Below are 24,834 nucleotides of genomic sequence, written 5' to 3'. Positions count from 1 at the left end.
TGAAATATGGCAAAGAAAACACAGAGAAGGTTGCCGCGGCGGAAAGAGGAATTCACCTACCACGGCTACAAGATCGAGGATCTTCAGCAGATGGGCATGAGCGAGCTGCTCCCCATTATGCCGGCACGTTCACGCCGCAAAATCAACCGCGGATTTACCCCCGGCCACGAGAAGGTTCTTCGTGAAATTCGGGAAGGCAAGGAGCGTGTGCGGACACATGCCCGTGACATGGTCATCCTGCCTGAGATGATTGGAAAAACGATCGAAGTGCACAACGGAAAGGATTTCGTTCCGGTTGAACTCCAGCCCGAGGCGGTCTTCCACTACCTCGGGGAGTTCGCACTCACCCGCAGGCGTGTCAGCCACGGCAGTGCCGGTATCGGTGCAACCCGGTCGAGTAAGTATGTGCCCCTGAAGTGATGATCATGGCAAGGACAGGATATTCAGTTCAGACCGGGGAAGAAGAAGCACGCGCGAAAGCAAACGAGCTTCCGATCTCGCCCAAGCACTCGATTGAGATTGCCAGAACGATTAAAGGAATGAAGACCGGCGATGCGATTGCCTACCTCGAGGATGTAGTTGCCCTGAAAAAGGCAATTCCGTTCAAGCGGTTCAACCGTAACGTTGCCCACAAGAAGGGACTTGAGGGTTGGGATGCCGGGAGGTATCCCGTCAAGGCATCCGCGAAGTTCATCCGCCTCATCAAATCTGTTGAGAAGAATGCGGAGTACATCGGCCTTGATGTGGAAAACCTCGTCATCACTCACGTCTCTGCAAATCGTGGACGGAGAATGCGCGGGATCTTCCCGCGTGCAATGGGCCGTGCGACACCGAAATACGCAGAATCGGTCAACGTTGAGATTGTGGTAAAGGAGGCCTGAGCAGACATGGGAATTGAGAAGAGATTTATCGAGGACGGTGTCCGCTCAGCACGGGTCGACAAGTTCCTGACAAAAGAACTGAAGCGTGCCGGCTATGGGGGCATGGATATTGCCCGTACTCCCCTCGGCACCCAGATCACGATCTTCGCTGAAAAGCCCGGTATCGTGATTGGAAAAGGCGGAAAGGTGGTTCGTCAGATCACCGCCGATCTTCAGGCCCAGTTCGGGATTGAATCCCCGCAGATTGAGGTCCAGCAGGTCGACAACCCGTCGTTCAATGCACAGATTATGGCCGAACGCCTGGCAAGCTCACTCGAGCGCGGCTGGTATTTCCGCAAAGCAGGAAACAGCACCATCCGCCGTGTGATGGAGTCCGGTGCACTCGGGTGTGAGGTTGTCCTCTCCGGAAAGCTTACCGGTGCCCGTTCACGTGTCCAGAAGTTTACCGAGGGCTACATCAAGCACTCGGGAGAGCCGTCTGACACAATCGTCGAGAAGGGGTATGCAATTGCCATTAAAAAGCTCGGCGTCATCGGCGTTCAGGTTAAGATCATTCCGCCGGGAGCCCGGCTTCCCGACACCTTCGAGGTTCTCGAACCCCAGCCTATGGCAGAGGTTGAAGAGGCTGTCTACGAGGAAGGGACGGATGAGGATATCCTCGGTGCAGAGATCGATGCCGAACTCTCCGAAGTCGAGGATGTTCCCGAAGAGGAGGCGTTCTGAAAATGGCAATCTTCAGGGCAAAGGAAATCGCTCAGTTCAGTGATGTGGAACTCCAGGAGCAGCTTGGAAAGCTCAGGCTCGAACTTGTCCAGGACAACGGAAAGGTCAGTGCCGGTGGAGCACCGGAAAACCCCGGCCGTATCCGCGAGATCCGGAGAACCATTGCACGGATTGCAACCGAGCAGAACAGGCGCAGGGCCTGAGCAGTTCAGGCCGATTAAGGAGGAAATACGCGTATGATCACAGCAGCAAACATCTGCCGCCACGAGCTTGTCGGGCTTGAGGCCTGTGTTTCCGGGTCGAAAAACCCGTCACAGGTCGGCATAGCGGGCAGGATCGTTGGCGAGACAAAGCAGATGATTACGCTTCGCTGTGATGGACGCACTCTCCATGTTGCAAAGAACACTGCAACATTTGACCTTCGCCTTCCCGATGATACCCGCGTACGGGTTGATGGGTCGGTGCTGGTCATGAGGCCTGAAAAAAGAACCAGCATGCGAATTAAAATCTGAGGTATACATGGCAAGAAATCCAGGATTAAACGTCTCCGTTCCGGAGAAGGAATGCGATGACGTCAACTGTCCATTTCACGGCGCTTTACCGGTGCGCGGCCAGGTGATCACCGGCAAAGTCGTGAGTGACCGGATGCAGGGATCTGTGGTGGTCTCAAGGGATTACCTGCACTATGTGAAGAAGTACAAGCGTTATGAAAAACGCAGTTCAAAGCTTCACGCACACCACCCCCCCTGTATCGACCTGAAGGTCGGCGACACCGTCAAGATCGCGGAGTGCCGTCCTATCAGCAAGACCAAGAAATTTGTCGTCGTGGAGGTCGCTGAGGAATGAAAGCAAAACAGTCCCGCACCCCGCGCGCACTGTCAACCGGTACCCGGCTGACCTGTGCGGACAACACCGGAGCACGCGTGGTACAGATCGTTTCCGTCGACCGGTACCACGGTGTACGCCGTCGCCAGCCCAAACTGGGTCTCGGTGACATGGCAATGGTCTCTGTCAAAAAAGGCACTCCCGATATGCGGCGCAAGCTTGAAAAAGCAGTCGTGATCAGGCAGAGAAAAGAAATCAGAAGAGTAACGGGTCTTCGCCTGTCCTTCGAGGACAATGCGATGGTCATCACAAATGAGCGTGGCGAGCCGAAAGGCACCGAAATTAAGGGCCCGGTTGCCCGTGAGGTAGCCGAGAGGTTCCCGAAGATCGGTTCCATGGCGACCATCATCGTATGAGGTGCATGAGAAATGGTAAGAATTGCTAGCACGCAGCCCAGAAAACAGCGGAAATTCCGCTACAATGCGCCACTTCACGTGAGGGGTCGTTTCCTCAACGCACCACTCTCCGCAGAACTGCGTGAGAAGTATGGTCGTCGCAGTGCCCGCATCATTCTCGGTGATACGGTCAGGGTCGTCAGAGGCGACTTTGCCGGTGAGGAAGGCGTTGTCGATATGATCGACACCAGCAACGGACGGATTGTCGTTCACGGTGTAGCTGTTACCCGTGCCGACGGAACCGAAGTGCCCCGGCCGGTGAATGCATCGAATGCATGCATCACGAAACTCAACCTGAATGACAGCCGCCGTGCAGAGAAACTGGAGGCGAAGAAGTAATGTCGAATCATCTGAAACGGCTCAACAGCCCCGGTTCGTGGCGTATAGCCAAAAAAGAAAGGACGTTCGTATCCAAGACCGCTCCCGGCCCGCACAATGCAAGTGCAATGCCCGCAGCAGTCTGGCTTCGGGACCACATGGGCCTTGCGCTCACCATGAAGGAAGTCAAGAAGATCCTCAAGGATCGCTCTCTTCTGGTCAACGGCAGGCCCTGCAGGGATCCGAAGATGGGTATTGGCGTATTCGACATCGTCGCTCTCCCCTCGGTGGATAAATACTACCGCATTCTCAGGGCGAAGAAAGGCGATATCATCTCCGTCCCCATCACCGCGGAAGCGGCATCGAGTCGTCTCTGCAAGATTGCAGACAAGACCGTTGTCAAGGGCGGGAAGATCCAGCTCAACCTACGCTATGGTGCGAACATCATCGTCGATTCGAATGACTACCGTCCCAAGGACTCTGTGGTCCTCTCTCTTGCAGGCGAGAACCGCTTCACCGTCATCGATCACTTCCCCTTTGCCGTCGGCAACACCGCAATGGTGATTGGCGGTCGCCACTCGGGGAAGATCGGCAGGATCACCGATATCAATGTCGTACCTGGAAGCATCCCGAACCGTGTCATCCTTGAAGAGGTCGACACCGGTGATGTGTTCGAGACGATTGAGGCATACATCTTCATGGTCGGCCGTGAAGAGTCCGCGATCAAGGAATGGGGGATTGAACAGTGAACCCAATGCGCGAACTCTATGTCGATAAGGTCGTCGTCCACATGGGCGTCGGTGAGGCTGGCGACAAGCTGGTCAAAGCCGAGAATATCATGACCGAGATCACCGGCCAGTCCCCGATTCGCGCATTTGCAAAGAGGACCCAGCCGGCCTTCGGCATCAGGAAAGGCCAGCCGATCGGTTGCCGTGTCACTCTGCGCGGAGACCGTGCCGAGAACTTCGTGCGCACCGCACTTGAGATCGTGGAGAACACCATCTCCGCAAGCCAGTTCGATGCAACCGGCAACTTCTCATTCGGTATTGAGGAACACACGGACTTTCCGGGCCAGAGCTACGATCCGATGATTGGTATCTATGGCATGGATATCAGCGTTGTCCTTGAACGGAAGGGCATCCGGATTGCACGCCGTGCACTCCAGGAGAAGAAACTCCCTTCAAAGCAGCGGGTGACCAAAGCCGATGCCGTGGCGTATATGAAAGAGGCATTTAACGTGGAGGTGCTGTGATGTCTGAACAGCAGAAGCAGAACAAAGAACAGGACACGACAAAGAGCGGACGCGGTGCGAACGAGTGCCTGATATGCGGAAGAAAGCAGGGCCTTGTCCGCCGACACAATATCATGCTCTGTCGTCAGTGCTTCCGCGAGAATGCCGCCAAGATCGGCTTCAAGAAGATGAACTAAGGAGGCAGAAAAATGGCACGATTAAATCCCATTGCCGATGCAATGAGCACCATCAAGAACGCCTCTGATGTGGGCAAGACCGAATGTATCGTCGAGCCCGCAGGCAGACTTCTTGGAGCCATGCTTGGCATCATGAAAGAGAAAGGATACATCGGAGGCTTCGAACTCATCGAGGACGGCCGTGGTGACCAGTTCCGGGTGTTTCTGAACGGAAACATCAACAAGTGCGGTGTTATCACCCCGCGGTTCTCCATCCAGGTCGCAGAACTTGAGGAGTGGGAAACCCAGTATCTTCCTGCAAAGAACTTCGGAATTCTCCTGATGACCACCTCAAAGGGTGTCCTCGCTCATGACGAGGCACGCAAAGAGGGCGTCGGTGGAGAACTGCTGGCGTATGTGTACTGAGGTGTAGAGATGCTTACAGAGAAAACTGTTGAAATTCCTGAAGGTGTCACCGCATCTATGGAAGGCAGCAATTTCGTGGTGTCCGGTCCGAAAGGAACCCTCAAGAGAGGGATGCGATACCCTGGCATTGATGTCACCTGTGACGGCAGCGTCTTCAGCGTTCGTACCGAATCATCACGGAAGAAGATCCTTGCAATGCTCGGCACCTATGCCTCCCATGCAAACAACATGTGCAACGGGGTCACGGATGGGTTTGAATACCGGATGAAGGTTGTCTACAGCCACTTCCCGATTCAGCTCAAACAGACCAAAGAGGCACTTGAGATCGCCAATTTCCTTGGTGAGAAAGAGTCCAGATTCGCACGGATTCCTGAGGGAGTCGATGTGAAGGTAGCCGGTGACGAAGTCATTGTTACCGGAGCGGACAAGGAACTCGTCGGAACAACTGCGGCACGTATTGAGCGTGCAACGAAGGTCAGAAAGCGTGACCCGCGTGTGTTCCAGGACGGTATATACATCGTAGAGAAGGCGTGATGAGAGATGGTTGACGAAAAAACACGACTTATCCGTGCAAGAAACGCAAAGCGTGCAACCTTCACGCGCCAGAACCTTCACCAGAAGAAACGCCTGAAGGACACCTGGAGACGCCCGCGTGGTCTTCAGAGCAAACAGCGCAAACAGTTCCGTGCGAAAGGCCGCCAGCCGACACCCGGCTACGGAAGCCCCCTTGCCGTCCGCGGGTTCCATCCCAGCGGATACGAGGAGATCCTTGTCAGCCGTGTCGAGGACCTTGAGGGTCTCGATGCAGAGGTACAGGCAATCAGGATTGGAGGAACCGTCGGGAACAAGAAGCGCGAGGCAATCCAGAACAAGGCACTCGAATATGGCCTGAAGGTCCTCAACCTCAAGGATGCATCCCTGAAAATCTCAGAGGAAGAACCCGTGGAGGAAGAAGAGGCCGAGGACACCGAGGAAGAGGTGAACGACGATGAGTGATCTGAAAAACCAGAAGCGCATCGCCGCCGCTGTTCTTGGCTGCGGTGTTCACCGCGTATGGCTTGACCCCGAACGTGAGAGCGACATTGAAAATGCCATCTCACGTGGCGATATCAGGGAGCTCATCGAGGATGGCGCCATTTCTGCAAAGCCCGTCAAAGGGGTAAGCAGGGGACGCGCACGTGCACTTACCGCCAAGCGTTCCTATGGTCACTGCAAGGGAGCAGGCCGCAGGAAGGGAGCTGCCGGTGCACGCAATCCGTCAAAGAAGGTGTGGATTCGCAAGATCCGTGCTATCCGCAGGGAACTCAGGGTTCTCCGTGACGACGGCACGATCGACCGCCGTATCTACCGTATGATGTACAGGAAGGCTGCAGGTGGACAGTTCCGCAGTGTGGCACACATGAAGGCCCAGCTCGAACAGATCGAAGGGAGGATGAACTAATGGCAACCGGACCACGGTATTTTGTTCCGTTCAGAAGAAGGCGCGAGGGCAAAACCGATTACTACAGGCGGATGAAGCTCCTCCTCTCGGAGAAACCAAGGATGGTCGTCAGGAAGACGAACCGCCAGATTATTGTTCAGCTTGTTCAGGCTGAACTCGAAGGAGACCGCACTCTCGTCGCTGCATACTCCACCGAACTCAAGGATTTCGGATACAGCGGCGCAACGGGCAACACCCCGGCAGCATATCTTACCGGCATGCTCTTTGCGGTCAAGGCGCAGAACGCCGGATACACAGAGGCAATTCTCGATATCGGCCCCAACAGGGCAACCACGGGCGGTAAGCTCTTCGGTGCTCTGAAAGGAGCGGTCGCAGGAGGCCTTGAGATTCCGCACGGCGAAGACATCCTTCCGGATGACGACAGAGTCACTGGTGCGCACATTGCCGAATACGCACCCGAGCGTGCCGGTGACCTCGTCGAAAATGTCGGACAGGCAGCAGAAGCAATCATGAAGGAGCTGAAATAACATGGCCTACGAAAAGGAAGAATGGATTCCTCTCACGGGCCTCGGGAAGAAAGTAGCTGCCGGTGATATCGCAAGCATCGATGAGGTGCTCGAGAGCGGCAGGCCTATTAAGGAGCCCGGGATTGTCGATTATTTCCTCCCGGACCTCGAGGACGAGGTTCTTGACATTAACATGGTCCAGAGGATGACCGACAGCGGCCGTCGTGTCAAGTTCCGCTGTGTCGTTGTTGTTGGAAACCGCAACGGCTATGTCGGGTTCGGACAGGGAAAAGACGCACAGGTTGGAAATGCGATCAAAAAGGCAATTGCACACGCGAAGCTGAACATCATTCCGGTGAAGCGCGGATGCGGCAGTTGGGAATGCGGCTGTGGCGAAGCTCACTCGATCCCTGTTCGGGTCGAGGGCAAGGCCGGCAGTGTTACGGTAACCCTCATGCCTGCACCCCAGGGTATTGGCCTTGTGACCGGTGACATAAGCAAGAAGGTTCTCGAACTTGCCGGCATCACCGATGTCTGGAGTTCATCCTCCGGGCAGACCCGGACCACCATCAACTTTGCAAAGGCAACCTTTGACGCACTGAAAAACTCGAACCTCATCCGGACAGGAGGGTCCCAGTAAATGTATGTGGTTGTTCAGGTCCGCGGCGTGGTAAACTGCCGTAAGGAGATCAAGGATACCCTGAAGATGCTTCGCCTCCACCACATCAACCATTGTGTGCTCGTCCCCGACACCCCTGCATATCTCGGTATGATCAGGAAGGTCAAGGACTACGTCGCATATGGTGAAGTGGACCCTGAAATGCTCGCAACGATCCTTCAGACTCGCGGCCGTCTGACCGGCAACGGCAAACTGACCGACGAGTATGTGAAGGAGAACTCGGGCTTCGAGGACATTGCGGCATTCACCCAGGCACTCTGTGCCGGAGAAGCAGCGATTGAGGACATTCCGGGTCTGAAGCCCGTTCTCAGGCTTCACCCGCCCCGCAAGGGATTCCGCTCCATCAAGCGGACGTACCAGCAGGGTGGCGCACTCGGAAACTATGGGAGTGACATCAATGCACTCCTTTACAGGATGCGGTGATGAAGGATGCCAGTGAATAAACGCTCAAAGTACCGTGGATCACGCACATGCGGCGGCGGTACGTCCAAGAACAGGCGTGGTGCCGGAAATCGTGGCGGCCGTGGAAGAGCAGGTCACAGGGACCACCGCTTCTCCCACTTCCTTATCGCAAACGATGTTCACAACGGCAAGCATGGGTTCGTTAACAAGAACCCCTCCCGCCTGACCGCCCTTGATATCGGTGAAATCGACCAGATGGCTGACGACCTTGTTGCAACCGGGAAGGCAGCCCTTGAAGGTGACGTAATTGTCATTGACGCGGGTCAAATCGGTATCGATAAAATACTTGGGGGCGGACAAGTTACCAAGAAGATGAACATCTCTGCACTGTCAGTTACTGACAGGGCCCGACAAAAAATCGAAGAGAACGGCGGCCAGATTCTGGAAGCCTAATCTCTTTTTGGTGAACCAATTATGGGAGCGATGCTGGACCGACTAGAACCACTGCTGGCTTCAATGCCATCAGTGAAACATCCGGAAGGCCACGTCCACTTCAAAAACAAATTGTTGTGGACTGCCGCGATTCTGATTCTGTACTTTTTCCTGACCAATATTCCGGTATTTGGGATTGATCCGAATTCTCAGGATATCTTTGCCTTTTATCGTGCTCTTCTCGCCGGTGCGAGCGGGTCGATAGCGCATCTCGGTATCGGACCAATCGTGACCGCATCAATCGTCCTGCAGCTCCTGAAAGGTGCTGATCTTCTGGACCTTGATACGAGTGATACACGCGGACAGGTTATGTACATGGGGCTGCAGAAGCTCCTGATCTTCGTAATGATTGTCCTTGAGGCAATTCCCAATGTCGTCGGAGGATTTCTGTCCCCTGACCCCGTGGTTGCCGCGTCACTCTTCGGTGGAAATCTCGGGATTGTAACCTTCCTGATATTCCTGCAGATCTGTATCGGCGGCGTTCTGATCTTCTTCATGGATGAAGTCGTCACCAAATGGGGTGTCGGCTCAGGTGTGGGTCTGTTCATCATTGCCGGTGTATCACAGGGTCTCATCAACGGTTTCTTCAACTGGGAGGCCGTCCAGGACGCATATCCTGTCGGGTTCTTCCCGCGGCTCTTTGCAGTGATAATGGATGGTGCGCCGTTCCTCGAATACTTCGGAACGGACCTTCTGGCTCTTATCACGACAATAGGTATATTCCTGCTCATCGTCTACGTGGAATCCACCCGTATCGAAATTCCGCTTGCCCACTCCTCCGTGCGTGGTGCACGTGGAAGGTTCCCGGTCAAACTGATCTACGCCAGTGTGCTTCCGATGATCCTTGTCCGTGTGCTGCAGGCAAACTTCCAGATGCTGGGTCTCTTCCTCAACAATATGGGGATCACCATTCTGGGAGAATTCGTCGGGCAGACGCCGGTCAATGGTATCATGTACTACATTGCACCGATCAACGGCCCCTCCGACTGGATGTGGTGGGCCTACGATGTCGGTCACGAGATATGGCAGATTCTCATCAGGATGGGTGTGGATCTCTTCGTGATGGTCGTCGGTGGTGCAGTCTTCGCTCTCTTCTGGGTGAAGACCGCAGGCCTTGACTCGTCCCATGTCGCACGGCAGATCCAGATGAGCGGAATGCACATCCCCGGTTACCGGCGCAGTGAATCGGTGCTGGTCAAATATCTTGACCGGTACATTCCGCGTGTCACGGTGATCGGTGGTGTGTTCGTCGGTCTTCTGAGTGTCATCGCCAACTATTTCGGTGTCATCGGAATGGTCGGCGGCACAGGACTGCTGCTGACGGTGAGTATTGTCTACCGCCTCTATGAGGAGATCGCAAGTGAACAGATCATGGAGATGTATCCGTTCATGCGCGGATTCTTCGGAAAAGAGTAATCATATATAGGCTGAATGAGGAGAATGGTTGTATGGGGAAAAAAGTCGTAATTACCGGTGTCCCGGGTGTGGGGAAGACAACCGTCATTAACAGGGCGATTGAAGAGCTTGGTGCCGAGGGCATCGAGTATCAACCCCTCAATTTCGGGACATGCATGTTTGAAGTCGCGGCGGAACGAGGTCTGGTTCAGGATCGCGATGAGATGAGAAAACTCGATCAGGCACAGCAGCGCGATCTCCAGCGCAATGCAGCCCAGTTCATTGCCCGGTCAGAGGGGAATATTATCATCGATACCCACTGCACTGTCAAGACACCGAAGGGCTACCTGTCCGGTCTTCCGGAATGGGTGCTCCGGGAAACTGATGCCTGATACTGTCATCCTTGTGGAGACCGATGAGGATCAGATCCTGAAGCGCCGTCTCTCGGATGAAACACGCGTCCGTGACCTCGAAGGGTATAACGACATTCTCGAGCATCAGCAGTTCAACCGTTCCATGGGTGCTGCATATGCCATGTTAACCGGTTGCACGGTCAAGATCGTGAAAAACCCCGACTTCCTCCTCGACAAAGCTGTTGAGGATATGAAAGATATTCTGAGGTGAAGAGGGTGGCAAAGGCTCCTCCGGCAAAGAAATCTGTCGGCGGCGGTATGATGGGATTTTTCATCATCATGCTGATTGTGATGGGGATCTACTCCATCCAACCAATACGGGATGTTGTTGCCCAGGCGGCAGATGTCATCCTCTCCCCGTTCTTTTCGATCTTTGGGAATGAGCCCTACAGCTGGGTCATTGTAATTCTCGTCCTTTCGGCACTGACGGGTCTGTATTCTTCTCTTCTCCAGAAATATACAATAGACTACGAGAAGATGCAGGTACAGCAGCAGAAAATGAAGGATTTCCAGAAGATGTTTCGCGAGGCCCAGCTCTCGGGAGACGAAAAGCGGGTGCGCAAACTCAATGAGAAGCGCGAGAAACTCATGCAGGACCAGATGGCCATGTCCCAGGAGCAGTTCAAGCCCATGGGGTGGATCATGCTCATCACGGTGCCTATCTGGATATGGCTGTTCTGGACCATCTCCGGTTTCCCTGTAGAGGAACTCCCGACCATTACCTTCCCGTACTGGGGCGAACTGGCCCTCAGCGATCCGACGGCGCTCTTCCTGCCCGCATGGATCATATGGTACATGATCTGTTCCCTCTGTCTGAGTCAGGTCATACGCAAGGGGTTGAATATCGGGGGTCTCTGATGCGTATCACCATCAGTGGCCCTCCGGGGAGCGGCACGACCTCGCTTGCGAAGTATCTGGTTGCCCGGCATGGGTATGCCCTGATCTCTGCAGGCGAGGTGTTTCGCACCCTTGCAGCAGAACATGAGATGGATCTCGCGTCCTTCGGGACTCTCGCAGAAAAGGATGACTCCGTCGATCGGATGATTGACAGTCGGCAGAAGGAGATCGGTGAGGCGAGGGATGATATCATCATCGAGGGACGTCTCGCCGGTCATATGATCGACAATGCCGATATCCGGATATGGATTATGGCATCAGTCGAATGCCGGTCCATCCGTATCTCGGACCGCGAGGGTCTGGATGCACAGACGGCGGCCGAGCTTACCATCGAACGTGAAGAATGTGAAGCCGGACGGTACCTGAACTACTATGGCATCGACATCGGGGACCTCAACATCTATGATCTGGTGATCAATTCAGAGGTCTGGGGCATTGAGGAGACCGGGGCCATTGTCGATGCCGCTATTGCGGGTATCCGCTGACACCATCGTATTTTTTATTGTACCCTGTCACCGTGCTCCGGTGTATTTTTAAAAAGTGAGATCCGGACGGTATGGTCCGCGAATTCAAATCTCGTATCAGATAATGCCGCCATAGTAGGCGACGGCCACGATGGCACAGATGGCGACTGCGGCAATCATGACATAGTCGGCAATTCCGAATGGTTTGTCGGTGGACGGTGTTCGTTCCATGGTGCGCAGTCCGCGCAGGTCAATGGTCAGCCCGAGAACATTTGCCTTTCCAAGGGCGTTGGAGACGAGCGGTATGATGATGGGGGTGAGAGCCCGGACCTTTCCCATTACCCCTCCCCCCGGGTTGTATGCCCGTGCAAGCTGTGCTTCCTGTATTCTTTTTCCTTCCAGCTGGAGCGTCGGAATAAAGCGAATGGCGATGAGAAGCATCAGCGTGTAATCGACAGGGAAGCGAATCTGCTGGAGTGCTGCCACCAGGTCTCTCGTCTGGGTCGAGATCACCATCAACTGGAATGCAAAGAGCATGGCAAAGAACCTGAGCGAGAGCACAATGGCAAAGTTCAGCGCCCCGGTTGTGATGGGGATATAGCCTCCGATGACCGGAATCGCCGATGGTATAAGGTATCCCATCACTTCACCGCTCTGCATCGTAAGCACGGTGAGAAGGATGAGCCCCGCACTCAGGAAGAGGAGCATCGGGATCTGCCGTGCGAGTTCAACGGCAAATTTTCCGATCACGGCTAGAAGGAAAAGAGCCGCTACGATTGCAATCAGGACCACGGGATTTGTGGAGATTATCGCAAGAATGATGACAAAGAGCAGGAACGCGATCTTTGTCAGGGCATTCATGTGGTGGAATACACCGTCGATTCGTTTATACTGAAGAATGTCTGCCATTATGCGATCCCTCCGTTCCTGGCACCGCTGTCATGCACAATGCGCCCGCTTTCCATCCGTATGATCCGCCGGGCATGATGTTCAACTATCTGCATGTCGTGACTGACCATGATGACGGTGTGGCCAGACGTACTGAGATTCTGAAGGATAGTCATGATGCGGTCCGCCTCTGCCGGGTCAAGGCCGGTGGTCGGTTCATCGAGGATGATCACCTCCGGCTGCATTGCGATCACGCAGGCAATGGCCAGGCGCTGTCGTTCTCCCCTGCTCATCGAACGTGGAAACGTCGAACGCTGATCATGGAGGCCGACCTGATCGAGAACTGCCGTGATCCGCTCCTGCGCCTCTGCCGGGTCTCTCTCGATATTGGTAAGGCCGAAGAGAATCTCCTTCTCGGCAGTGTCCTCGAAGAGCATGGTGTCGGGATTCTGGAATACGAGGCCTACATGGCGTGCAAGATCAGTGGTGCGGGTCGTTCCGGCGTCGATCCCACAGACCGTGACTGTTCCGGAGGACGGGCGGAGAAGACCGTTCAGGTGTTTGACGAGGGTCGTCTTGCCCGAGCCGTTCTCTCCGATGATGGCGATGAGTTCACCCGGACATATCCGCAGGGATACCTGATCAAGTCCGAGGCTCTCGCCGTAGTTGTGGGTGAGGTCACGGATCTCGATGATGGGGGTATCGCAGGTTGCCGCATCTCCTGAAAAGGCCTGATGCTGCGGTTGTTTCTCTTCAGGCAAAGAGGAAAAATAATCCTTTGCGGCCACATGTCCGGTGATCCGCCCCTCGTCGATGAACAGCACCGAATCGGCAATTTCCGCCATCTCCTTTGGTTTCTGTTCAACGACGATGATCGTCTTCCCTTCCCGCTTCAGTTCTTTTAAAATGGAGATGATGGTGGCTGTCGCCTCAACATCAAGTTCTGCGGTGGCCTCATCAAGGATCAGACACCGGGTTCCCGAAGCAAGGGTGGCGGCAAGGGCCACCCGTTGTTTCTGGCCTCCGGAGAGAGTGTGGGGGGACGGTGCCGGAGGTGCTCGAGGTGTGTCAGCCTGAGGATATCTTCGAGGCGTCTTCGAACATCTTCAGGCTGAAGGCCACGGTTTTCGAGCCCGGAGAGGACTTCCTCTTCGACGGTGGTGAAGATAAGCTGGGCATCGGCATCGTCAAAGACGACACCGATGGTTTTTCCGATGTCCCCCATATCCTCGTATAGAGCAGCCTCTTTTCCAAGAATTGCAACGGATCCCTCCATTGCTCCTTCGTATTCATGGGTGAGAATACCAGCAGCGGCCAGGCAGAGGGTTGTCTTTCCTGCACCAGTGGGTCCGTTGACCAGGATACATCGGCCCTGTTGGATGTCAAGATCGATGCCGGAGAGGGCGGGGGCATGCGCCTGCGGATAGGTGTAGGAAAATCCTCTGAAACGAATCATCGGGGTATCGGTGGATATCTCGGTTTCCGAGGTCTCTTCATGCTCGTGGGCAGACGATTTTGCCGCCATTCCCCGCATCAGTATCCGTGATGAGGGGAAGTAGAGGACCTGGGTTATGGCGGCATTTGCAATGGCGGTGAGGATGATGATCGGTGACACCGCAAGAATGAATGCCCCCATCGTAAAGTTTTCTCCGGGTGCCTGGATGATGGAGGAGGCAATGACGAAGAGACTTACGGCAAGGAAGGTAAAGCCGCTGACAAGCGTTGCAATAAGGGTGGAAATCCCTGCGGAAAGGGGAACTCTTTTTCGAAGGCCGGTATAGACGGCAAGGCAGACGAGTGCCCCGAGAGGTTCGCTGATGAGGTTTGCAGGCGGAAAGATGGAGTGGCTGATAAGGGCAGAGATTATTCCTGCCACAATTCCGATACCCAGAGCATCCTTGAGACGCGGAGTGATCAGAATAATGCCAAGACAGTAGAGGGCGATGATGGGATTGGCAACGATGGCGCCGGGGACGATATTCGATAGATACCTGAGAATTGCCCCGATCGCAAGCAGAATGCCAACAACTGCGATATCTCGTGATTTCATCTGATTTCTCCGTTCATTGGTGCGTTATAATGTATATATATGTTCAACAGTGTAATTAATCGTTCTCATAAAAGCAGAAGACGTCAGTTACCTGACGTACATCCGCTGTGCCGGGAAGAAGAGAACCTGGGTGACCACAGCGTTGAAAGCCGCGGTGATGAGAACAATCGGAAGAACGGCCAGGAAGAATCCGGTCACTGTACCTGTCGGCACCGCCACAATCGATGCGAGCATGACAGCCATCGCAATGAGAACGAATGAAAATCCACTGACACAGGTGGCAATAAAGGTCGTCGCGGCGGGCCCGAGGGGTAGTCTTGCGACAAGACCATACACCGCTGCACAGGTGAGTGCTCCGAGGGGTTCGCTGATGAGGTTTGCCGGCGGAAAGATGGAGTGGCTGATGAGCATGGAAACGACCCCGGCAACCAGACCGATGCCAACGGCTTCCTTTAAGGTCGGACGGATGAGGATGATCGCGAGACAGTAGAGGGCAATCACCGGGTTGCCAACAATCGCACCGGGGAACATGTTCGCTACGAATCTGAGGATTGCACCGATGGCAAGACAGATCCCGACGATCGCAATGTCCCGGGATTTCATTCGATGCTCCTTACATATTCGGTGGAGTGGTCGAATCCGGGTTCCGGATAATCAGACTGTGTTAGTACTTTAGTAATCATCATTGTATATTTCTGTACATTATTGTATATATAATGGTGCACAGGTGGCGGGAGAAAAAAAATTAATGGGCGATGAAGAGGGGGATGGCCACTTCATTGGAGATATTGACAAAGAGTTTGCTGGGGGTGGCACGGGCCTGCTTTCCGGATGCACCCATGATAATAAGGGAATATCCGCCCGTGTTTGCTTCATTGACCACTTCCCTGACGAGATCACCTTCTACTATCCGTGATGTGGCGATGACCCGCTGTTTTCCCAGCTGGATGAGCATCTGGGTCATCTCGTCATTGATACTGCGGCGCATATCGCGCCAGATCTGCGATTCGTAGTTTTCAATCCGGTCGCACATGTTGCTTTGCGTGCAGAAATTAAATGCCATGGATTTCGATTCCCGCTTGTCGAGAACCGAGAAGAGCATGATCTCCGCGTTCTTTTTCTTGGCGATCTGAAGGGCATACATCGCCGCCTTGTGGCTCCACATCGAGCCGTCGATGAGTACTAATATCTTCATTTCATCATTCTCCTACAGGAATCCAAACATTGCATACAGCATCACAAGCCCTACCCCCACCGTAATGATGAGGACCGGTATTCCGAGTTTTAGGAAGTCAAAGAAGGTGATCCTGACGCCTTAGCGCTCAGAGACCCCGAGAACCACCACATTGGCCGATGCGGCAATCGCCGTCCCGTTTCCACCCATGCAGGCACCAAGGGAGAGAGCCCACCAGAGCGGGTATACGTCCATGGAGACACTCATGTCGTGAATGAGCGGGATGAGTGCAGCCGTCAGTGGGATGTTGTCGACTATGGCCGATGCAAATGCCGAGAACCACGCGATGATAAACATGGCCTCCTGGGTGGTGCTCACGGTGCTGATCATGTATTCCGAAATCATTGCGATGATCCCGACTTCAACGAGGGCCCCGACGATGATGAAGAGACCTGCGAAGAAGAACAGGGATGTCCATTCTATCTTCTCGAAGATCTCATCCGGCTGGATTCTCGACCAGATGAGGATGATGGCGGCACCGATGAGCGCCACCTCGGCGGGTTCGAGGGTCATTGCCTGGTCGACAAAGGGCAGGAGCGGATGCAGGAGTGCACCTATGTTGCTGTGGACGAAGAAGAGCAGAACCACGAAGAGGATTACGATGACGGATCTCCTGAAGAGTTTCATGTCCTGGATGGCCGCCCGTTCATCGAGTCCGCCTATGGTTCTCGCAATGATCTCACGTTCCTCCGTGCTGACCTTCATGCTTTTGCCGTAGATAAGGACGAACATGGCAACGATGATGATCGTATCGACGAGTGCGATCGGGCCCATTATGGTCAGGAATTCATTGAATGAGAGTCCTGCCGAGGATGCGATCATGATGTTGGGGGGATCGCCAATCAGGGTGCCCGCCCCGCCGATGTTCGAGGACATGATCTCGGCCAGGAGGAATGGTACCGGGTTGAGGTCCATCAGCTTCGTGATATAGAGGAGCATCGGAGTGAGCAGCAGGACCGTCGTCACGTTATCGAGAAAGGCGCTCGTAACGGCGGTGACCAGCGAGAAGAGCACCAGGACCATGATTGGGCTTCCTTTCGCCAGTTTGGCGGTCACGATGGCGATGTATTCAAAGAGACCGCTGTGCCTGGCCACATTGATGATGATCATCATCCCCATGAGAAGGAAGATGGTCCCGAAATCCACATGTTCCAGCATGCTTTCCCACGGGACGATCCCAAGGAAGACCACAACCGCTGCACCGGCCATTGCTGCGACGGCACGGTGAATGCGTTCGTCAATGATCAGGATGTACGTGAGAATAAAGACAACGAGCGTGAGGAGTTGTATGATGGTTAGCATGGCGTCCTCCTCTCTAGTAGACGACCGTCGGGAGACGGACACTCTGGGCCAGGACCATGGAGATGGGACTCACTTCCCTGGAGGTGGGATCATGACTTCCATAGGACTTCGGGATGATGATCATGTCATAGTCATTCATCGCTTTGATGACGTCCTCAATCTTGTCGCCCAGAAACATTCTCCGGTGTACCCGGGCGCCCAGCGGTTCGAGACAGGTTTCGATTCTGTCCATGAGGGCGGCCCCGTACTCCTCCTTTTTGATCCTGAAATCCTCGCCTGCCTGGGGGCTGAGGGCGTCCTGGATTATTCCATATATCCTGGCGTCGGTGATGTACATGAGGGAGACATCCGCTTCGTATATACCGATCAGTTCACAGAGTTCATCGGTGATCCCTTCGACAGAAATGTCCAGAGGAAGGAGGATCTTTTTGATTTCACGCGGCAGGAGTTCTTCTTCTGTCGGAAGAAACTCGTGATACTCCTGCTGCACCGTTTCATATCGTGAACCTACGACATCCTTGAATTTTCTTTTGATAAGTCCTGAATAATATCCCATGGTCTTTCCCGTCGTTATACCAGCATTGATGGTAGTGGTTAATACTGTTTTTGCACCAGCGGAATAAATAGGTGTCCTCTTTTTTACAACAACAGAATTGCGGAGGCCGATCAATCAGGGCACAGTTCCTCAATTGCGCGGGTGAGCCTCTCCCTGCACTCCGGGCAGAGGGTCTTTCTCTTCCGGTCAAGCTCATCGAGGGTGTTCGGGCAGAACATGATGCACTCGTTATCGTCGCAGTGCTCGAGACCGAGTGTGTGGGCAAGCTCGTGGGTGCCTTCCTTAATCACCCGGTCAATGGTATCGTATATGTCCTCGCGTCTGCCGTAGTAGCTGTTACGGAGGCGCGCGGTGGAGACGATGGATGCTTTGATATTCGGACGTGCAAGCCCGAAGACGAAATCACGCCCCGGAATATAGAGATCCTTTCCGGTCACAATCAGGATATTATCCCCTATCCCATAGAGGCGTGTATAGATATCCTGCATCTCGGTGAGGATCCTGCTTGCATTGTACTGGTTCCTTGCCCCGTCAAATCCCCTCAATATCACCGGGTTTTCCACGACCTCGACCGGGCATTCGAGAATGCCGGATATACCCCGTGCCACCGGCACCTGGAGTCCCTCTGGTGAACTGTTATCCCAAAAGATAAGGAAACTCATTCAAAATATCTTTTGTAATGGGGACCTATAAGGATATTGAAGAGAAATTCGCGTCTTTTATTCATGCTCACTATCATCGGCCGGTCGAGGTGGGGATTGGCAGAAACCCTCATGTCGCAGTCCGGCTTGCGGAGGCGGGACTCCGGGTGATCGCAACCGATATTATTGAACGGGATGTGCCGGGTGCGGTCAGGTTTGTGGTGGATGATATCTGTGCTCCGGACTTCTCCATTTACCGGGGAGCCGACATTATCTATGCAGTTCGTCCGGGGGTCGAGATGATCCCCTGTCTCATGGAGATGGCACGTGCCGTCGGTGCCGACTGCATCGTCTATCATCTGGGAAATGAAATCTACCTCGACGGCGGAGAAGTGATCGATGCAGGTATAATCCTGCACCGGTATGTACGAAGCCCTTAGAACCCGTCAAAAAGCGTCTTTTGCGCCCTGTCCGGTTCCTGTACCGGTTCATCCTGTCCCGCCGCGGGAGAGGATTCGGGCGGGGCCGGGTCAATCGGGTCCTGGACCTTACGGGGAGATTTCTTCGTCTCATTTTCACCCTTTTTGACCTTCTCCTTAGTGTACCCTTTTTCCTCTTCCCTGCGTTCCTTTGCGATCTCTTTCATCACGCTTGCGGCGGTCTTTTTGTTCCCGATGAAAAATTCGAGTTCGTCCTGTTCCAGGTGGAGCTCGCGGGTGAAATAATCGGGATTCTTCTCCACCATGATCGTCACCGGGGTCAGAAAATCCTCCATCAGGGCTTGTTCGGGGATATGATAGGCGCCTGACACTTTTCGCAATACCGAACGACGGATCAGTTTCTGCTTTCGTCCCGCCCCCATCTTCTTCCAGCGTCCGGGGGGCATGATTCGGCCGGGGGAAGTTGGCTTTCGCGTTGCCGCTCCTGCGCTGCCGATCACCATGAGGGCGGTGGCATATTTCCAGAGGGTATAATACTGGCGGCGGTAGGTACGCCCGATAAACCGGTCGGCTCCGGCAAGCGCTTCAAAAGCCTCCCAACGGCTCTCCGGGTCCTCAAAGTTGCCGATTGATTCTTCCAGCCACTGCTCAATGGTGTCTGGCTCTTCATCGACTTCCCATGCCCGGCGCATGAGGGAATCGTCGTCCTCCCCGTGATAGGTGGCGGTTATCAGCTGGAAGATGGTGGTCCGTTCGTCTTTTCTGGCGGTGTGGACATCTTCTGCATCGAGGCGATCCTCTCCGGCGGCGGCGGCATCCAGCATGGTCACGGCCGAACGCATATCTCCTCCTGCCTGTTCGGCGATGGAGGAGAGGGCATCCGGCGAACATTCAATTCCTTCGGCTGAACAGATATATCTCAGGTGAGGGGCGATGGAGCGGGCGGGAAGGGCTTTGAACTGGACGGGTTCGCAGAGGTACCGGAGGGCCGCATCCATACCGTACATGTCATTTGCGATGAGAATGATCGGCTGACGCGATGCCTTTATCGTATCGACAATTGCCTTTGCGCCGCCACGGTCGGCATTACCGTGGAGGTTGTCGGCTTCATCGAAGATGATGAGTTTGCGAGATGCGCCGGTGAGACTTGCGGTGGTACTGGATGTGCCGGCGATCCTTTCGATGATGGCACGCGTCCGCTGGTCGCTCGCGTTGAGTTCGATCACCTCCCAGTTCATGTCATTTGCCAGAGCATAGGCTGCCGTCGTCTTCCCTATGCCGGGTTTTCCGTAGAGGAGCAGCGGCTTTGTTCCGGTGGTCCAGTCCCGTGCCCATTCGGATATACGACGGATGGCCGTTCCGTTACCGACGATGTCTTTGAGGTGCTGCGGACGATATTTTGAGGCCCAGTCCATCTGTGTACTTCTTCGCATGCAGGTGGAATAAAGGACGCGGTCAGGATATGAAAGGGGCGTCGGGCATAATACGCATATATTTCACAGTTGACTATTACAAATATACCATACATTTATTATGTTGGGGGTCTATGTAGGATCATGAAACCCATAGGGGAGTATATTTCCTTGTTCCAACAGAACAAGGGGACGCAAATAACATACAGGGGTTCTATCTACAAGTTTCTCGATTTCAAATACGGCAAGCAGCGGAAAGACAAACAGGTAACAGAGGCAGAGAAAGAGATCTACGAGGGGCTAATGGCCCAATACCTGGAATCTGTCGAAGACTTCTCGGCGGACATGCTCGCTTTCTCCATCTCGCTGGAATCATCCGCACCAATCACAGCCAAGAATGTCTTTTCTCAAGTGGTCGGGTTCTTTGAGCACCACGATCTTGAATTGAACAAGCGGGAACGCAAGAGGACCGTCCGGCGGCTACCAAAGGGGGGCGTTAGGACCGTCGAGAGGGACATGGATGCGGAGGTTATCAGGAAGATCCTCTTTCACAGCGACGCAAAGGCGACCGCGTTATATCTGATCCTTGCCTCTTCGGGGATGCGAATAGGCGAAGCGTTGCAGATCCGTGTGTCTGATGTGAACCTCGATGCGGTTCCGGCGGAGATCACGATCAGGGGAGAGTACACAAAAACGGGGCACCAGCGATATACCTTCATCTCAGATGAAGCGACGGCAGCCCTGATTGAATGGTTGAAGGTCCGCGAGGATTACATCCGTGCGGCACAGAACAAGAACCGGGGACTTATTGACGCTCAGAGATCGGGGGCCCGTGTTGATGAGGATCGGCGCCTGTTTCCCTTCTCTGCAAACACCGCCTATGAAGCCTGGAGGAGCACCCTAAAGAAAGCCGGACTCTATAGCAAGGACGAGAGCACGGGCCGGACGCAGATCCATATTCACCAGTTCAGGAAGTTCTTTATCTCGCAGCTGTCCCTCGCAGGGGCGAAAGAGGTCGCCGAAACGCTCGCGGGCCACGAGGGATATCTCACATCGGCATACCGGCGATACACGAAAACACAGCTCGCCGAGGAATATCTCGAAGGTATGGAACGCCTCAATATCTACGAATCACAGGGGATCCGCACCCTTAACGAGAGCGTGAAAGAACAAAAGGAGATGTACAACGAGCTGGCCCTCGAAAACACGAAATTAAAGAAAGACTTTGAAGCACTTCGGCAGGAGAACGAGCTCATACGGTCCGATGAAAGGTGGATAGAGGAACTTATTAATAAGAGACTCTCCGAGCTACTTCAGGCCAAATCATAACTTTTGCAACCCTCTTTTTTAAAAATACGCCATAATCACATTTAGATTGTGGTCTCCTCAGCATAAAGTATTATATTAATGTAACGCAAATGTATATATACAACTATCGTATGAGGGGTAAGGGCTCGCCTCTGACCGTATGAGGAGTAAGAGCTCGAATGCTAATAAACCGAGGCCTCGAATACGGTAATAGAGGAAAGCACATGAAACGTCGTGTGACCATAACACTCGAACCTGAGACCCTTCAGGCGCTTGATGAAGCAAAGGGTATTGCATCGAGATCTGCGGTCGTTGGGCACATCCTTGATCTGGCCCTAGCGGTCTCGCGGGACAACGGACGAAAAGACGAGGGGGCCTCCTGCCTGTGTTGAAGGATCAAAGGAAATGCGGAAAGGGGCTCCCCGTTGGCGCGAAGTGGCCCGTTTCCGCACACACTGCAAACATAATCCAACCCATAAAGGGGGCTTATGTCTGATAGATACTGGTATCTCTTCTGTACATAAGGTTTCGGTTGATGGAATCCCCACAATAACAAAGACATCGTTTAACCGAATCTCTCCACTCCATAGGCGTTTTGCCCAACTCCTAATCGACGAGGGCGACCTCATCCTTATCGACGACACGCCTGTCGAGCCGACCGGCTGCTCGTGGGGGGTTTCCGCGTGACGCAGGTAATAAAAGAGCTCATGGTCGTTCTCGGCCTGAAGAATAACCTCTCCACACAAATGGACAAGGCTACCAGAGGGATCAACAAGAACGCTCTTGCCATCGGTGCCGCGATGACCGGCGTCGGTATCGCTGCCGCTGCGATGGTGTCCGACATAAATTCCACGTTCATGGACTTTGACACTGCGATGGCGCAGGTGAAGAGTCTGGGTGGCGTCACCGTCGAACAGATGGAAGCCATGGAAGATGCGGCCATATCGATCTCCAAACAGCTCCCGATATCTGCCGATGAAGTGGCCGAGGGCTTTTACATGATGCGCTCGGCGGGCTACTCCGCCGAGGAAGCTATCGCAGGCATCCCGGCCATCGCAGACATGGCGGTCGCTGGCAACCTTGACATGGCAGAGGCAGTCGATGCGACGACGATGGTGCTTGATGTCTACGGGGATAGAGCTGGCGACGCTAGCCACATTACTGATGTGTTGATCGGGACTGTGCAGGACTTCAAAACCACGTTACCAGAACTCCAGCAGGAACTCTCCAAAAACATCGGTGTCGCGTCAACATTGGGAATCTCATTCGAAGAGCTCGCCGCGATGAACGGTATGCTGAAGAAGGACTTCACGAGCTCGGAAGAGGCGGGCACGGCGATGAAGACCATGCTCATGTCTCTCGCTGATGAGACGAAGCAGAGCAAACTGGCAGATCTTGGCATCGCTGTAAAAGACGCACAGGGCAATTTTATCGGGATGGAATCCGTCCTCGCCGGGTTAGGTGATGCTCTTGATGACGCGGGAGGCAACGTTGAGCAGATGTCCATCATGCAGGATATCTTCGGGGCGTATGGGGTGCGGGCTGCCATGTCCCTGTCCCGACAGTCCGACGAGCTGGATGATTACGCATCCGCTGTCGGAGAGAGTGGGGCAGTTCAGAGCGCTTTACAGGCCCAACTCGACACGACCGCCTCGAAGACCGAGATCGCCGAGAACAAAATGAATGCGGCGAAGATCGCACTCGGCGAAGGGATGGCTCCCGCAACAGCGGCGGCCGCCGGGGCAGTTGGTATTTTCGCTGACGGTTTGGCAGGACTTCCGGCCCCACTCCAGACGGTGGCAGGCCTTGGGATATTCGGAGCGCAGGGGCTCGCACCCCTGGGGCCGCTGATGATGCTTTTGAGTACCACGTCAATTCCGAGTTTGGGTGGGGCCCTCATGACCCTTGCAGCGAACCCCGTCGTTCTTATCATCGCAGGCATCGTCGCACTCGGTCTCGGTCTTTACGCCCTTGAGAAAAAGTTTGGAGTCGTCTCGAAGGCGGTTGATTGGGTGAAGGCCCGGATCATGGGATTCGTCGATTGGCTGAAGGGAGACGGCGAAGGGGGCATCCTCGGATTCGGCGATAACCTCCTCCTCCTCCTCGGCCCGATTGGATGGGTGATCTACGCATTCAAAAACTGGGAGCAGATCGCTGAGACCGTAACGGGAGTTTTCGATTCGATAAAGAACATAATCCTCGGTGCCATCGACTGGCTCGCGAACGCCGGGTCGCTGATGATGGACGCCCTTGTCGATGGTATCCTCACCGGCAAGAGTCCTGCGTCTGCGATACTATCGGGTTTTGGGGCCATCGGCGAGTTGATCTTCGACCAGAACACCGTCACGCCAACTCCGGCCCCTGCGGCTTCCAGTGGCGCCGCTGGTGGCACGGTAGATCAGTCTATCACGATCGTGAACCCGACGATATCCTCGCCGGATGACATCGACAAGCTCATGACCGAAATCGGGTCGGCTCAGAGACAACAGCGGTTCAGAGCGGGGGTGTCGCATTGACACTCCCCCCTGGACGAAGACTCGAAAAGGGAGTGCGATTCTTCGATGTCCCCACAAAACCCGAAAACCTAAAATGTTATATAAGCATTACGGACAAACATTATATACAATGAGAAAGTGGCCACGCCGTTGGGCCGGGGCCCGCCGTGTGTAATGTTGTGCACATATTGTATCTGTAATGGGGCTACAAGACAACAACCGAAAGAGGGAAAAAATGAAAAAAGCGAGAATGAACGTTTCCATCGATCACAAGACGCTCAACGCCTTAGACGAAGTGAGGGGGCTGACGAGCCGATCATCAATCGTAAACAACCTGTTAATAGTTGCGTTGGGTGTCAACGATAGAAGCGAGACCGAAAAAGCAGAGGCGACTTGCGAATGATTCCCGATAGGAAGGCCGCCCGAGATGCGGGAACATCTCAAGCGGCTCACATAGTAAATCGAACAAACCGCAAATGTCCTAAATTCGCACGGGGTGTTCACTCTTGTTTCTGAGTTTCACCCATATAAGGACATCGTTAGAGGAAATCCGGGGCCCGGTGACCGTTGTCGATGCTCCGGGGCGTTCCGCCGTTAGCAAGACCACCAACCGGAGGGGGTAAAAATGGCATCCCCGCAGAGCCCTCCCGAGGATACATATTCAGCATTCCACGAAGAGGTGCTGCGCTTTTGGTCGCCTGGCGGATACAGAGAAAAAGGTATATCCCTTATTCCTGGCCTGTGGGATGGCAGTAGCCAGAGAATATATGTATGGGACGCTCAG

General features: G+C 54.3%; 35 protein-coding genes and 2 pseudogenes. 28 read left to right on the top strand and 9 right to left on the bottom strand.

Going from position 1 to position 24,834, the window contains the following annotated elements; all coding sequences use genetic code 11:
- Positions 1–6: 6 nt before the first annotated feature.
- From AZH53_RS06435 to cmk, 23 genes and pseudogenes are all read left to right on the top strand, one after another.
- Positions 7–420, top strand: coding sequence for a 30S ribosomal protein S19 (locus AZH53_RS06435; protein ID WP_319642691.1), 414 nt, complete (start codon positions 7–9; stop codon positions 418–420).
- Between the two features lie 5 nt (positions 421–425).
- Positions 426–881 carry a 50S ribosomal protein L22 gene (locus tag AZH53_RS06430; protein WP_319642690.1) on the top strand — a complete coding sequence of 152 codons (456 nt, stop codon included), beginning with the start codon at positions 426–428 and terminating at the stop codon, positions 879–881.
- A 6-nt stretch (positions 882–887) separates the two neighbouring features.
- Positions 888–1,604 (top strand): 30S ribosomal protein S3, encoded by a 717-nt coding sequence (locus AZH53_RS06425; RefSeq protein ID WP_319642689.1) that lies wholly within the window; start codon positions 888–890, stop codon positions 1,602–1,604.
- 2 nt (positions 1,605–1,606) lie between these two features.
- Positions 1,607–1,807, top strand: coding sequence for a 50S ribosomal protein L29 (gene rpmC, locus AZH53_RS06420; RefSeq protein ID WP_319642688.1), 201 nt, complete (start codon positions 1,607–1,609; stop codon positions 1,805–1,807).
- 33 nt (positions 1,808–1,840) lie between these two features.
- On the top strand, positions 1,841–2,116 hold the full coding sequence (locus AZH53_RS06415) for a ribonuclease P protein component 1 (protein ID WP_319642687.1): 276 nt from the start codon (positions 1,841–1,843) through the stop codon (positions 2,114–2,116).
- Between the two features lie 7 nt (positions 2,117–2,123).
- Positions 2,124–2,450 (top strand): 30S ribosomal protein S17, encoded by a 327-nt coding sequence (locus AZH53_RS06410; protein WP_319642686.1) that lies wholly within the window; start codon positions 2,124–2,126, stop codon positions 2,448–2,450.
- Positions 2,447–2,845 carry a 50S ribosomal protein L14 gene (locus AZH53_RS06405; RefSeq protein WP_319642685.1) on the top strand — a complete coding sequence of 133 codons (399 nt, stop codon included), beginning with the start codon at positions 2,447–2,449 and terminating at the stop codon, positions 2,843–2,845. The genes AZH53_RS06410 and AZH53_RS06405 overlap by 4 nt, the downstream gene beginning before the upstream one ends.
- A 12-nt stretch (positions 2,846–2,857) precedes the next feature.
- The gene (gene rplX / locus AZH53_RS06400; protein ID WP_319642684.1) at positions 2,858–3,223 is read left to right on the top strand and encodes a 50S ribosomal protein L24; all 366 of its coding nucleotides are present in this window, start codon (positions 2,858–2,860) and stop codon (positions 3,221–3,223) included.
- Complete coding sequence (locus tag AZH53_RS06395) at positions 3,223–3,951, top strand: 30S ribosomal protein S4e (protein ID WP_319642683.1); 729 nt, start codon at positions 3,223–3,225, stop codon at positions 3,949–3,951. The genes rplX and AZH53_RS06395 overlap by 1 nt, the downstream gene beginning before the upstream one ends.
- A complete protein-coding gene (locus AZH53_RS06390) occupies positions 3,948–4,454 on the top strand; it encodes a 50S ribosomal protein L5 (protein ID WP_319642682.1) in 507 nt (168 codons plus the stop codon). The genes AZH53_RS06395 and AZH53_RS06390 overlap by 4 nt, the downstream gene beginning before the upstream one ends.
- On the top strand, positions 4,454–4,630 hold the full coding sequence (locus tag AZH53_RS06385; protein WP_319642681.1) for a 30S ribosomal protein S14: 177 nt from the start codon (positions 4,454–4,456) through the stop codon (positions 4,628–4,630). The genes AZH53_RS06390 and AZH53_RS06385 overlap by 1 nt, the downstream gene beginning before the upstream one ends.
- A 12-nt stretch (positions 4,631–4,642) precedes the next feature.
- Positions 4,643–5,035 carry a 30S ribosomal protein S8 gene (locus AZH53_RS06380; RefSeq protein WP_319642680.1) on the top strand — a complete coding sequence of 131 codons (393 nt, stop codon included), beginning with the start codon at positions 4,643–4,645 and terminating at the stop codon, positions 5,033–5,035.
- Between the two features lie 9 nt (positions 5,036–5,044).
- Positions 5,045–5,569: a 50S ribosomal protein L6 gene (locus AZH53_RS06375; protein ID WP_319642679.1), complete on the top strand. Its 525-nt coding sequence runs from the start codon at positions 5,045–5,047 to the stop codon at positions 5,567–5,569.
- A 6-nt stretch (positions 5,570–5,575) separates the two neighbouring features.
- The gene (locus AZH53_RS06370; protein WP_319642678.1) at positions 5,576–6,031 is read left to right on the top strand and encodes a 50S ribosomal protein L32e; all 456 of its coding nucleotides are present in this window, start codon (positions 5,576–5,578) and stop codon (positions 6,029–6,031) included.
- The gene (locus AZH53_RS06365; protein WP_319642677.1) at positions 6,024–6,476 is read left to right on the top strand and encodes a 50S ribosomal protein L19e; all 453 of its coding nucleotides are present in this window, start codon (positions 6,024–6,026) and stop codon (positions 6,474–6,476) included. The genes AZH53_RS06370 and AZH53_RS06365 overlap by 8 nt, the downstream gene beginning before the upstream one ends.
- Complete coding sequence (locus AZH53_RS06360; RefSeq protein ID WP_319642676.1) at positions 6,476–7,003, top strand: 50S ribosomal protein L18; 528 nt, start codon at positions 6,476–6,478, stop codon at positions 7,001–7,003. The genes AZH53_RS06365 and AZH53_RS06360 overlap by 1 nt, the downstream gene beginning before the upstream one ends.
- Position 7,004: 1 nt before the next feature.
- Complete coding sequence (locus AZH53_RS06355) at positions 7,005–7,622, top strand: 30S ribosomal protein S5 (protein WP_319642675.1); 618 nt, start codon at positions 7,005–7,007, stop codon at positions 7,620–7,622.
- Positions 7,623–8,084 (top strand): 50S ribosomal protein L30, encoded by a 462-nt coding sequence (locus tag AZH53_RS06350; RefSeq protein WP_319642674.1) that lies wholly within the window; start codon positions 7,623–7,625, stop codon positions 8,082–8,084. It abuts the gene before it with no gap.
- A gap of 6 nt (positions 8,085–8,090) precedes the next feature.
- On the top strand, positions 8,091–8,516 hold the full coding sequence (locus AZH53_RS06345) for an uL15m family ribosomal protein (RefSeq protein WP_319642673.1): 426 nt from the start codon (positions 8,091–8,093) through the stop codon (positions 8,514–8,516).
- A 21-nt stretch (positions 8,517–8,537) separates the two neighbouring features.
- Positions 8,538–9,971, top strand: a complete 1,434-nt coding sequence (secY, locus tag AZH53_RS06340) for a preprotein translocase subunit SecY (protein ID WP_319642672.1) — start codon at positions 8,538–8,540, stop codon at positions 9,969–9,971.
- A gap of 32 nt (positions 9,972–10,003) precedes the next feature.
- A pseudogene (locus AZH53_RS06335) lies at positions 10,004–10,574 on the top strand (adenylate kinase).
- Positions 10,575–10,579: 5 nt separating this feature from the next.
- Positions 10,580–11,221, top strand: coding sequence for a DUF106 domain-containing protein (locus tag AZH53_RS06330; protein WP_319642671.1), 642 nt, complete (start codon positions 10,580–10,582; stop codon positions 11,219–11,221).
- On the top strand, positions 11,221–11,745 hold the full coding sequence (gene cmk / locus AZH53_RS06325) for a (d)CMP kinase (RefSeq protein ID WP_319642670.1): 525 nt from the start codon (positions 11,221–11,223) through the stop codon (positions 11,743–11,745). The genes AZH53_RS06330 and cmk overlap by 1 nt, the downstream gene beginning before the upstream one ends.
- A gap of 96 nt (positions 11,746–11,841) precedes the next feature.
- Here cmk and AZH53_RS06320 read toward each other — a convergent pair whose 3' ends face one another.
- The 8 genes and pseudogenes from AZH53_RS06320 to AZH53_RS06285 form a co-directional block, all read right to left on the bottom strand.
- The gene (locus AZH53_RS06320; RefSeq protein WP_319642669.1) at positions 11,842–12,633 is read right to left on the bottom strand and encodes an energy-coupling factor transporter transmembrane component T family protein; all 792 of its coding nucleotides are present in this window, start codon (positions 12,631–12,633) and stop codon (positions 11,842–11,844) included.
- Positions 12,633–12,905 (bottom strand): AAA family ATPase, encoded by a 273-nt coding sequence (locus tag AZH53_RS06315; protein WP_406600386.1) that lies wholly within the window; start codon positions 12,903–12,905, stop codon positions 12,633–12,635. The genes AZH53_RS06320 and AZH53_RS06315 overlap by 1 nt, the downstream gene beginning before the upstream one ends.
- A pseudogene (locus AZH53_RS06310) lies at positions 12,879–14,662 on the bottom strand (ATP-binding cassette domain-containing protein); the annotation flags it as partial. The pseudogene AZH53_RS06310 and the gene AZH53_RS06315, both read right to left, overlap by 27 nt.
- Positions 14,663–14,749: 87 nt before the next feature.
- Positions 14,750–15,265, bottom strand: a complete 516-nt coding sequence (locus AZH53_RS06305; protein WP_319642668.1) for a hypothetical protein — start codon at positions 15,263–15,265, stop codon at positions 14,750–14,752.
- A gap of 142 nt (positions 15,266–15,407) precedes the next feature.
- Entirely contained in the window at positions 15,408–15,857 is a 450-nt protein-coding gene (locus tag AZH53_RS06300) for a universal stress protein (RefSeq protein ID WP_319642667.1), read from the bottom strand.
- A gap of 120 nt (positions 15,858–15,977) precedes the next feature.
- A complete protein-coding gene (locus AZH53_RS06295) occupies positions 15,978–17,198 on the bottom strand; it encodes an ArsB/NhaD family transporter (RefSeq protein ID WP_319642666.1) in 1,221 nt (406 codons plus the stop codon).
- Positions 17,199–17,211: 13 nt separating this feature from the next.
- A complete protein-coding gene (locus AZH53_RS06290) occupies positions 17,212–17,754 on the bottom strand; it encodes a universal stress protein (protein WP_319642665.1) in 543 nt (180 codons plus the stop codon).
- A 110-nt stretch (positions 17,755–17,864) separates the two neighbouring features.
- A complete protein-coding gene (locus tag AZH53_RS06285) occupies positions 17,865–18,416 on the bottom strand; it encodes an archaemetzincin family Zn-dependent metalloprotease (protein ID WP_319642664.1) in 552 nt (183 codons plus the stop codon).
- A gap of 17 nt (positions 18,417–18,433) precedes the next feature.
- On the opposite strand from AZH53_RS06285, the gene AZH53_RS06280 reads away from it, so the two are divergent.
- Positions 18,434–18,835, top strand: a complete 402-nt coding sequence (locus AZH53_RS06280; RefSeq protein ID WP_319642663.1) for a UPF0146 family protein — start codon at positions 18,434–18,436, stop codon at positions 18,833–18,835.
- Here AZH53_RS06280 and AZH53_RS06275 read toward each other — a convergent pair.
- Positions 18,832–20,250, bottom strand: coding sequence for a replication factor C large subunit (locus tag AZH53_RS06275; RefSeq protein ID WP_319642662.1), 1,419 nt, complete (start codon positions 20,248–20,250; stop codon positions 18,832–18,834). The two genes, AZH53_RS06280 and AZH53_RS06275, sit on opposite strands and share 4 nt — an antisense overlap.
- A gap of 141 nt (positions 20,251–20,391) precedes the next feature.
- Between AZH53_RS06275 and AZH53_RS06270 the strand changes: the two genes are divergently transcribed.
- The 4 genes from AZH53_RS06270 (at position 20,392) to AZH53_RS06255 (ending at position 24,453) form a co-directional block, all read left to right on the top strand.
- On the top strand, positions 20,392–21,576 hold the full coding sequence (locus AZH53_RS06270; RefSeq protein WP_319642661.1) for a site-specific integrase: 1,185 nt from the start codon (positions 20,392–20,394) through the stop codon (positions 21,574–21,576).
- A gap of 203 nt (positions 21,577–21,779) precedes the next feature.
- Positions 21,780–21,947, top strand: a complete 168-nt coding sequence (locus AZH53_RS06265) for a ribbon-helix-helix domain-containing protein (RefSeq protein ID WP_319642660.1) — start codon at positions 21,780–21,782, stop codon at positions 21,945–21,947.
- A 291-nt stretch (positions 21,948–22,238) separates the two neighbouring features.
- Positions 22,239–24,071 carry a phage tail tape measure protein gene (locus AZH53_RS06260; RefSeq protein ID WP_319642659.1) on the top strand — a complete coding sequence of 611 codons (1,833 nt, stop codon included), beginning with the start codon at positions 22,239–22,241 and terminating at the stop codon, positions 24,069–24,071.
- Positions 24,072–24,249: 178 nt separating this feature from the next.
- Positions 24,250–24,453 carry a hypothetical protein gene (locus AZH53_RS06255; RefSeq protein ID WP_319642658.1) on the top strand — a complete coding sequence of 68 codons (204 nt, stop codon included), beginning with the start codon at positions 24,250–24,252 and terminating at the stop codon, positions 24,451–24,453.
- Positions 24,454–24,834 lie beyond the last annotated feature (381 nt).

It is taken from the genome of Methanovulcanius yangii (assembly GCF_018687785.1).
Lineage (GTDB): Archaea > Halobacteriota > Methanomicrobia > Methanomicrobiales > Methanomicrobiaceae > Methanovulcanius > Methanovulcanius yangii.
Note: the sequence above shows the minus strand (reverse complement) of the source record. Positions and strands in the feature narration are given on the sequence as shown.

Excerpts from the sequence above, each read along its gene's own strand:
- AZH53_RS06435 (WP_319642691.1), top strand. The coding sequence starts at position 7 with ATGGCAAAGAAAACACAGAGAAGGTTGCCGCGGCGGAAAGAGGAATTC.
- AZH53_RS06430 (WP_319642690.1), top strand. The coding sequence starts at position 426 with ATGGCAAGGACAGGATATTCAGTTCAGACCGGGGAAGAAGAAGCACGC.
- AZH53_RS06425 (WP_319642689.1), top strand. The coding sequence starts at position 888 with ATGGGAATTGAGAAGAGATTTATCGAGGACGGTGTCCGCTCAGCACGG.
- rpmC (WP_319642688.1), top strand. The coding sequence starts at position 1,607 with ATGGCAATCTTCAGGGCAAAGGAAATCGCTCAGTTCAGTGATGTGGAA.
- AZH53_RS06415 (WP_319642687.1), top strand. The coding sequence starts at position 1,841 with ATGATCACAGCAGCAAACATCTGCCGCCACGAGCTTGTCGGGCTTGAG.
- AZH53_RS06410 (WP_319642686.1), top strand. The coding sequence starts at position 2,124 with ATGGCAAGAAATCCAGGATTAAACGTCTCCGTTCCGGAGAAGGAATGC.
- AZH53_RS06405 (WP_319642685.1), top strand. The coding sequence starts at position 2,447 with ATGAAAGCAAAACAGTCCCGCACCCCGCGCGCACTGTCAACCGGTACC.
- rplX (WP_319642684.1), top strand. The coding sequence starts at position 2,858 with ATGGTAAGAATTGCTAGCACGCAGCCCAGAAAACAGCGGAAATTCCGC.
- AZH53_RS06395 (WP_319642683.1), top strand. The coding sequence starts at position 3,223 with ATGTCGAATCATCTGAAACGGCTCAACAGCCCCGGTTCGTGGCGTATA.
- AZH53_RS06385 (WP_319642681.1), top strand. The coding sequence starts at position 4,454 with ATGTCTGAACAGCAGAAGCAGAACAAAGAACAGGACACGACAAAGAGC.
- AZH53_RS06380 (WP_319642680.1), top strand. The coding sequence starts at position 4,643 with ATGGCACGATTAAATCCCATTGCCGATGCAATGAGCACCATCAAGAAC.
- AZH53_RS06375 (WP_319642679.1), top strand. The coding sequence starts at position 5,045 with ATGCTTACAGAGAAAACTGTTGAAATTCCTGAAGGTGTCACCGCATCT.
- AZH53_RS06370 (WP_319642678.1), top strand. The coding sequence starts at position 5,576 with ATGGTTGACGAAAAAACACGACTTATCCGTGCAAGAAACGCAAAGCGT.
- AZH53_RS06365 (WP_319642677.1), top strand. The coding sequence starts at position 6,024 with ATGAGTGATCTGAAAAACCAGAAGCGCATCGCCGCCGCTGTTCTTGGC.
- AZH53_RS06360 (WP_319642676.1), top strand. The coding sequence starts at position 6,476 with ATGGCAACCGGACCACGGTATTTTGTTCCGTTCAGAAGAAGGCGCGAG.
- AZH53_RS06355 (WP_319642675.1), top strand. The coding sequence starts at position 7,005 with ATGGCCTACGAAAAGGAAGAATGGATTCCTCTCACGGGCCTCGGGAAG.
- AZH53_RS06350 (WP_319642674.1), top strand. The coding sequence starts at position 7,623 with ATGTATGTGGTTGTTCAGGTCCGCGGCGTGGTAAACTGCCGTAAGGAG.
- AZH53_RS06345 (WP_319642673.1), top strand. The coding sequence starts at position 8,091 with ATGCCAGTGAATAAACGCTCAAAGTACCGTGGATCACGCACATGCGGC.
- secY (WP_319642672.1), top strand. The coding sequence starts at position 8,538 with ATGGGAGCGATGCTGGACCGACTAGAACCACTGCTGGCTTCAATGCCA.
- cmk (WP_319642670.1), top strand. The coding sequence starts at position 11,221 with ATGCGTATCACCATCAGTGGCCCTCCGGGGAGCGGCACGACCTCGCTT.
- AZH53_RS06320 (WP_319642669.1), bottom strand. The coding sequence starts at position 12,633 with ATGGCAGACATTCTTCAGTATAAACGAATCGACGGTGTATTCCACCAC.
- AZH53_RS06315 (WP_406600386.1), bottom strand. The coding sequence starts at position 12,905 with ATGAGCAGGGGAGAACGACAGCGCCTGGCCATTGCCTGCGTGATCGCA.
- AZH53_RS06305 (WP_319642668.1), bottom strand. The coding sequence starts at position 15,265 with ATGAAATCCCGGGACATTGCGATCGTCGGGATCTGTCTTGCCATCGGT.
- AZH53_RS06300 (WP_319642667.1), bottom strand. The coding sequence starts at position 15,857 with ATGAAGATATTAGTACTCATCGACGGCTCGATGTGGAGCCACAAGGCG.
- AZH53_RS06295 (WP_319642666.1), bottom strand. The coding sequence starts at position 17,198 with ATGCTAACCATCATACAACTCCTCACGCTCGTTGTCTTTATTCTCACG.
- AZH53_RS06290 (WP_319642665.1), bottom strand. The coding sequence starts at position 17,754 with ATGGGATATTATTCAGGACTTATCAAAAGAAAATTCAAGGATGTCGTA.
- AZH53_RS06285 (WP_319642664.1), bottom strand. The coding sequence starts at position 18,416 with ATGAGTTTCCTTATCTTTTGGGATAACAGTTCACCAGAGGGACTCCAG.
- AZH53_RS06280 (WP_319642663.1), top strand. The coding sequence starts at position 18,434 with ATGGGGACCTATAAGGATATTGAAGAGAAATTCGCGTCTTTTATTCAT.
- AZH53_RS06275 (WP_319642662.1), bottom strand. The coding sequence starts at position 20,250 with ATGGACTGGGCCTCAAAATATCGTCCGCAGCACCTCAAAGACATCGTC.
- AZH53_RS06270 (WP_319642661.1), top strand. The coding sequence starts at position 20,392 with ATGAAACCCATAGGGGAGTATATTTCCTTGTTCCAACAGAACAAGGGG.
- AZH53_RS06265 (WP_319642660.1), top strand. The coding sequence starts at position 21,780 with ATGAAACGTCGTGTGACCATAACACTCGAACCTGAGACCCTTCAGGCG.
- AZH53_RS06255 (WP_319642658.1), top strand. The coding sequence starts at position 24,250 with ATGGGGCTACAAGACAACAACCGAAAGAGGGAAAAAATGAAAAAAGCG.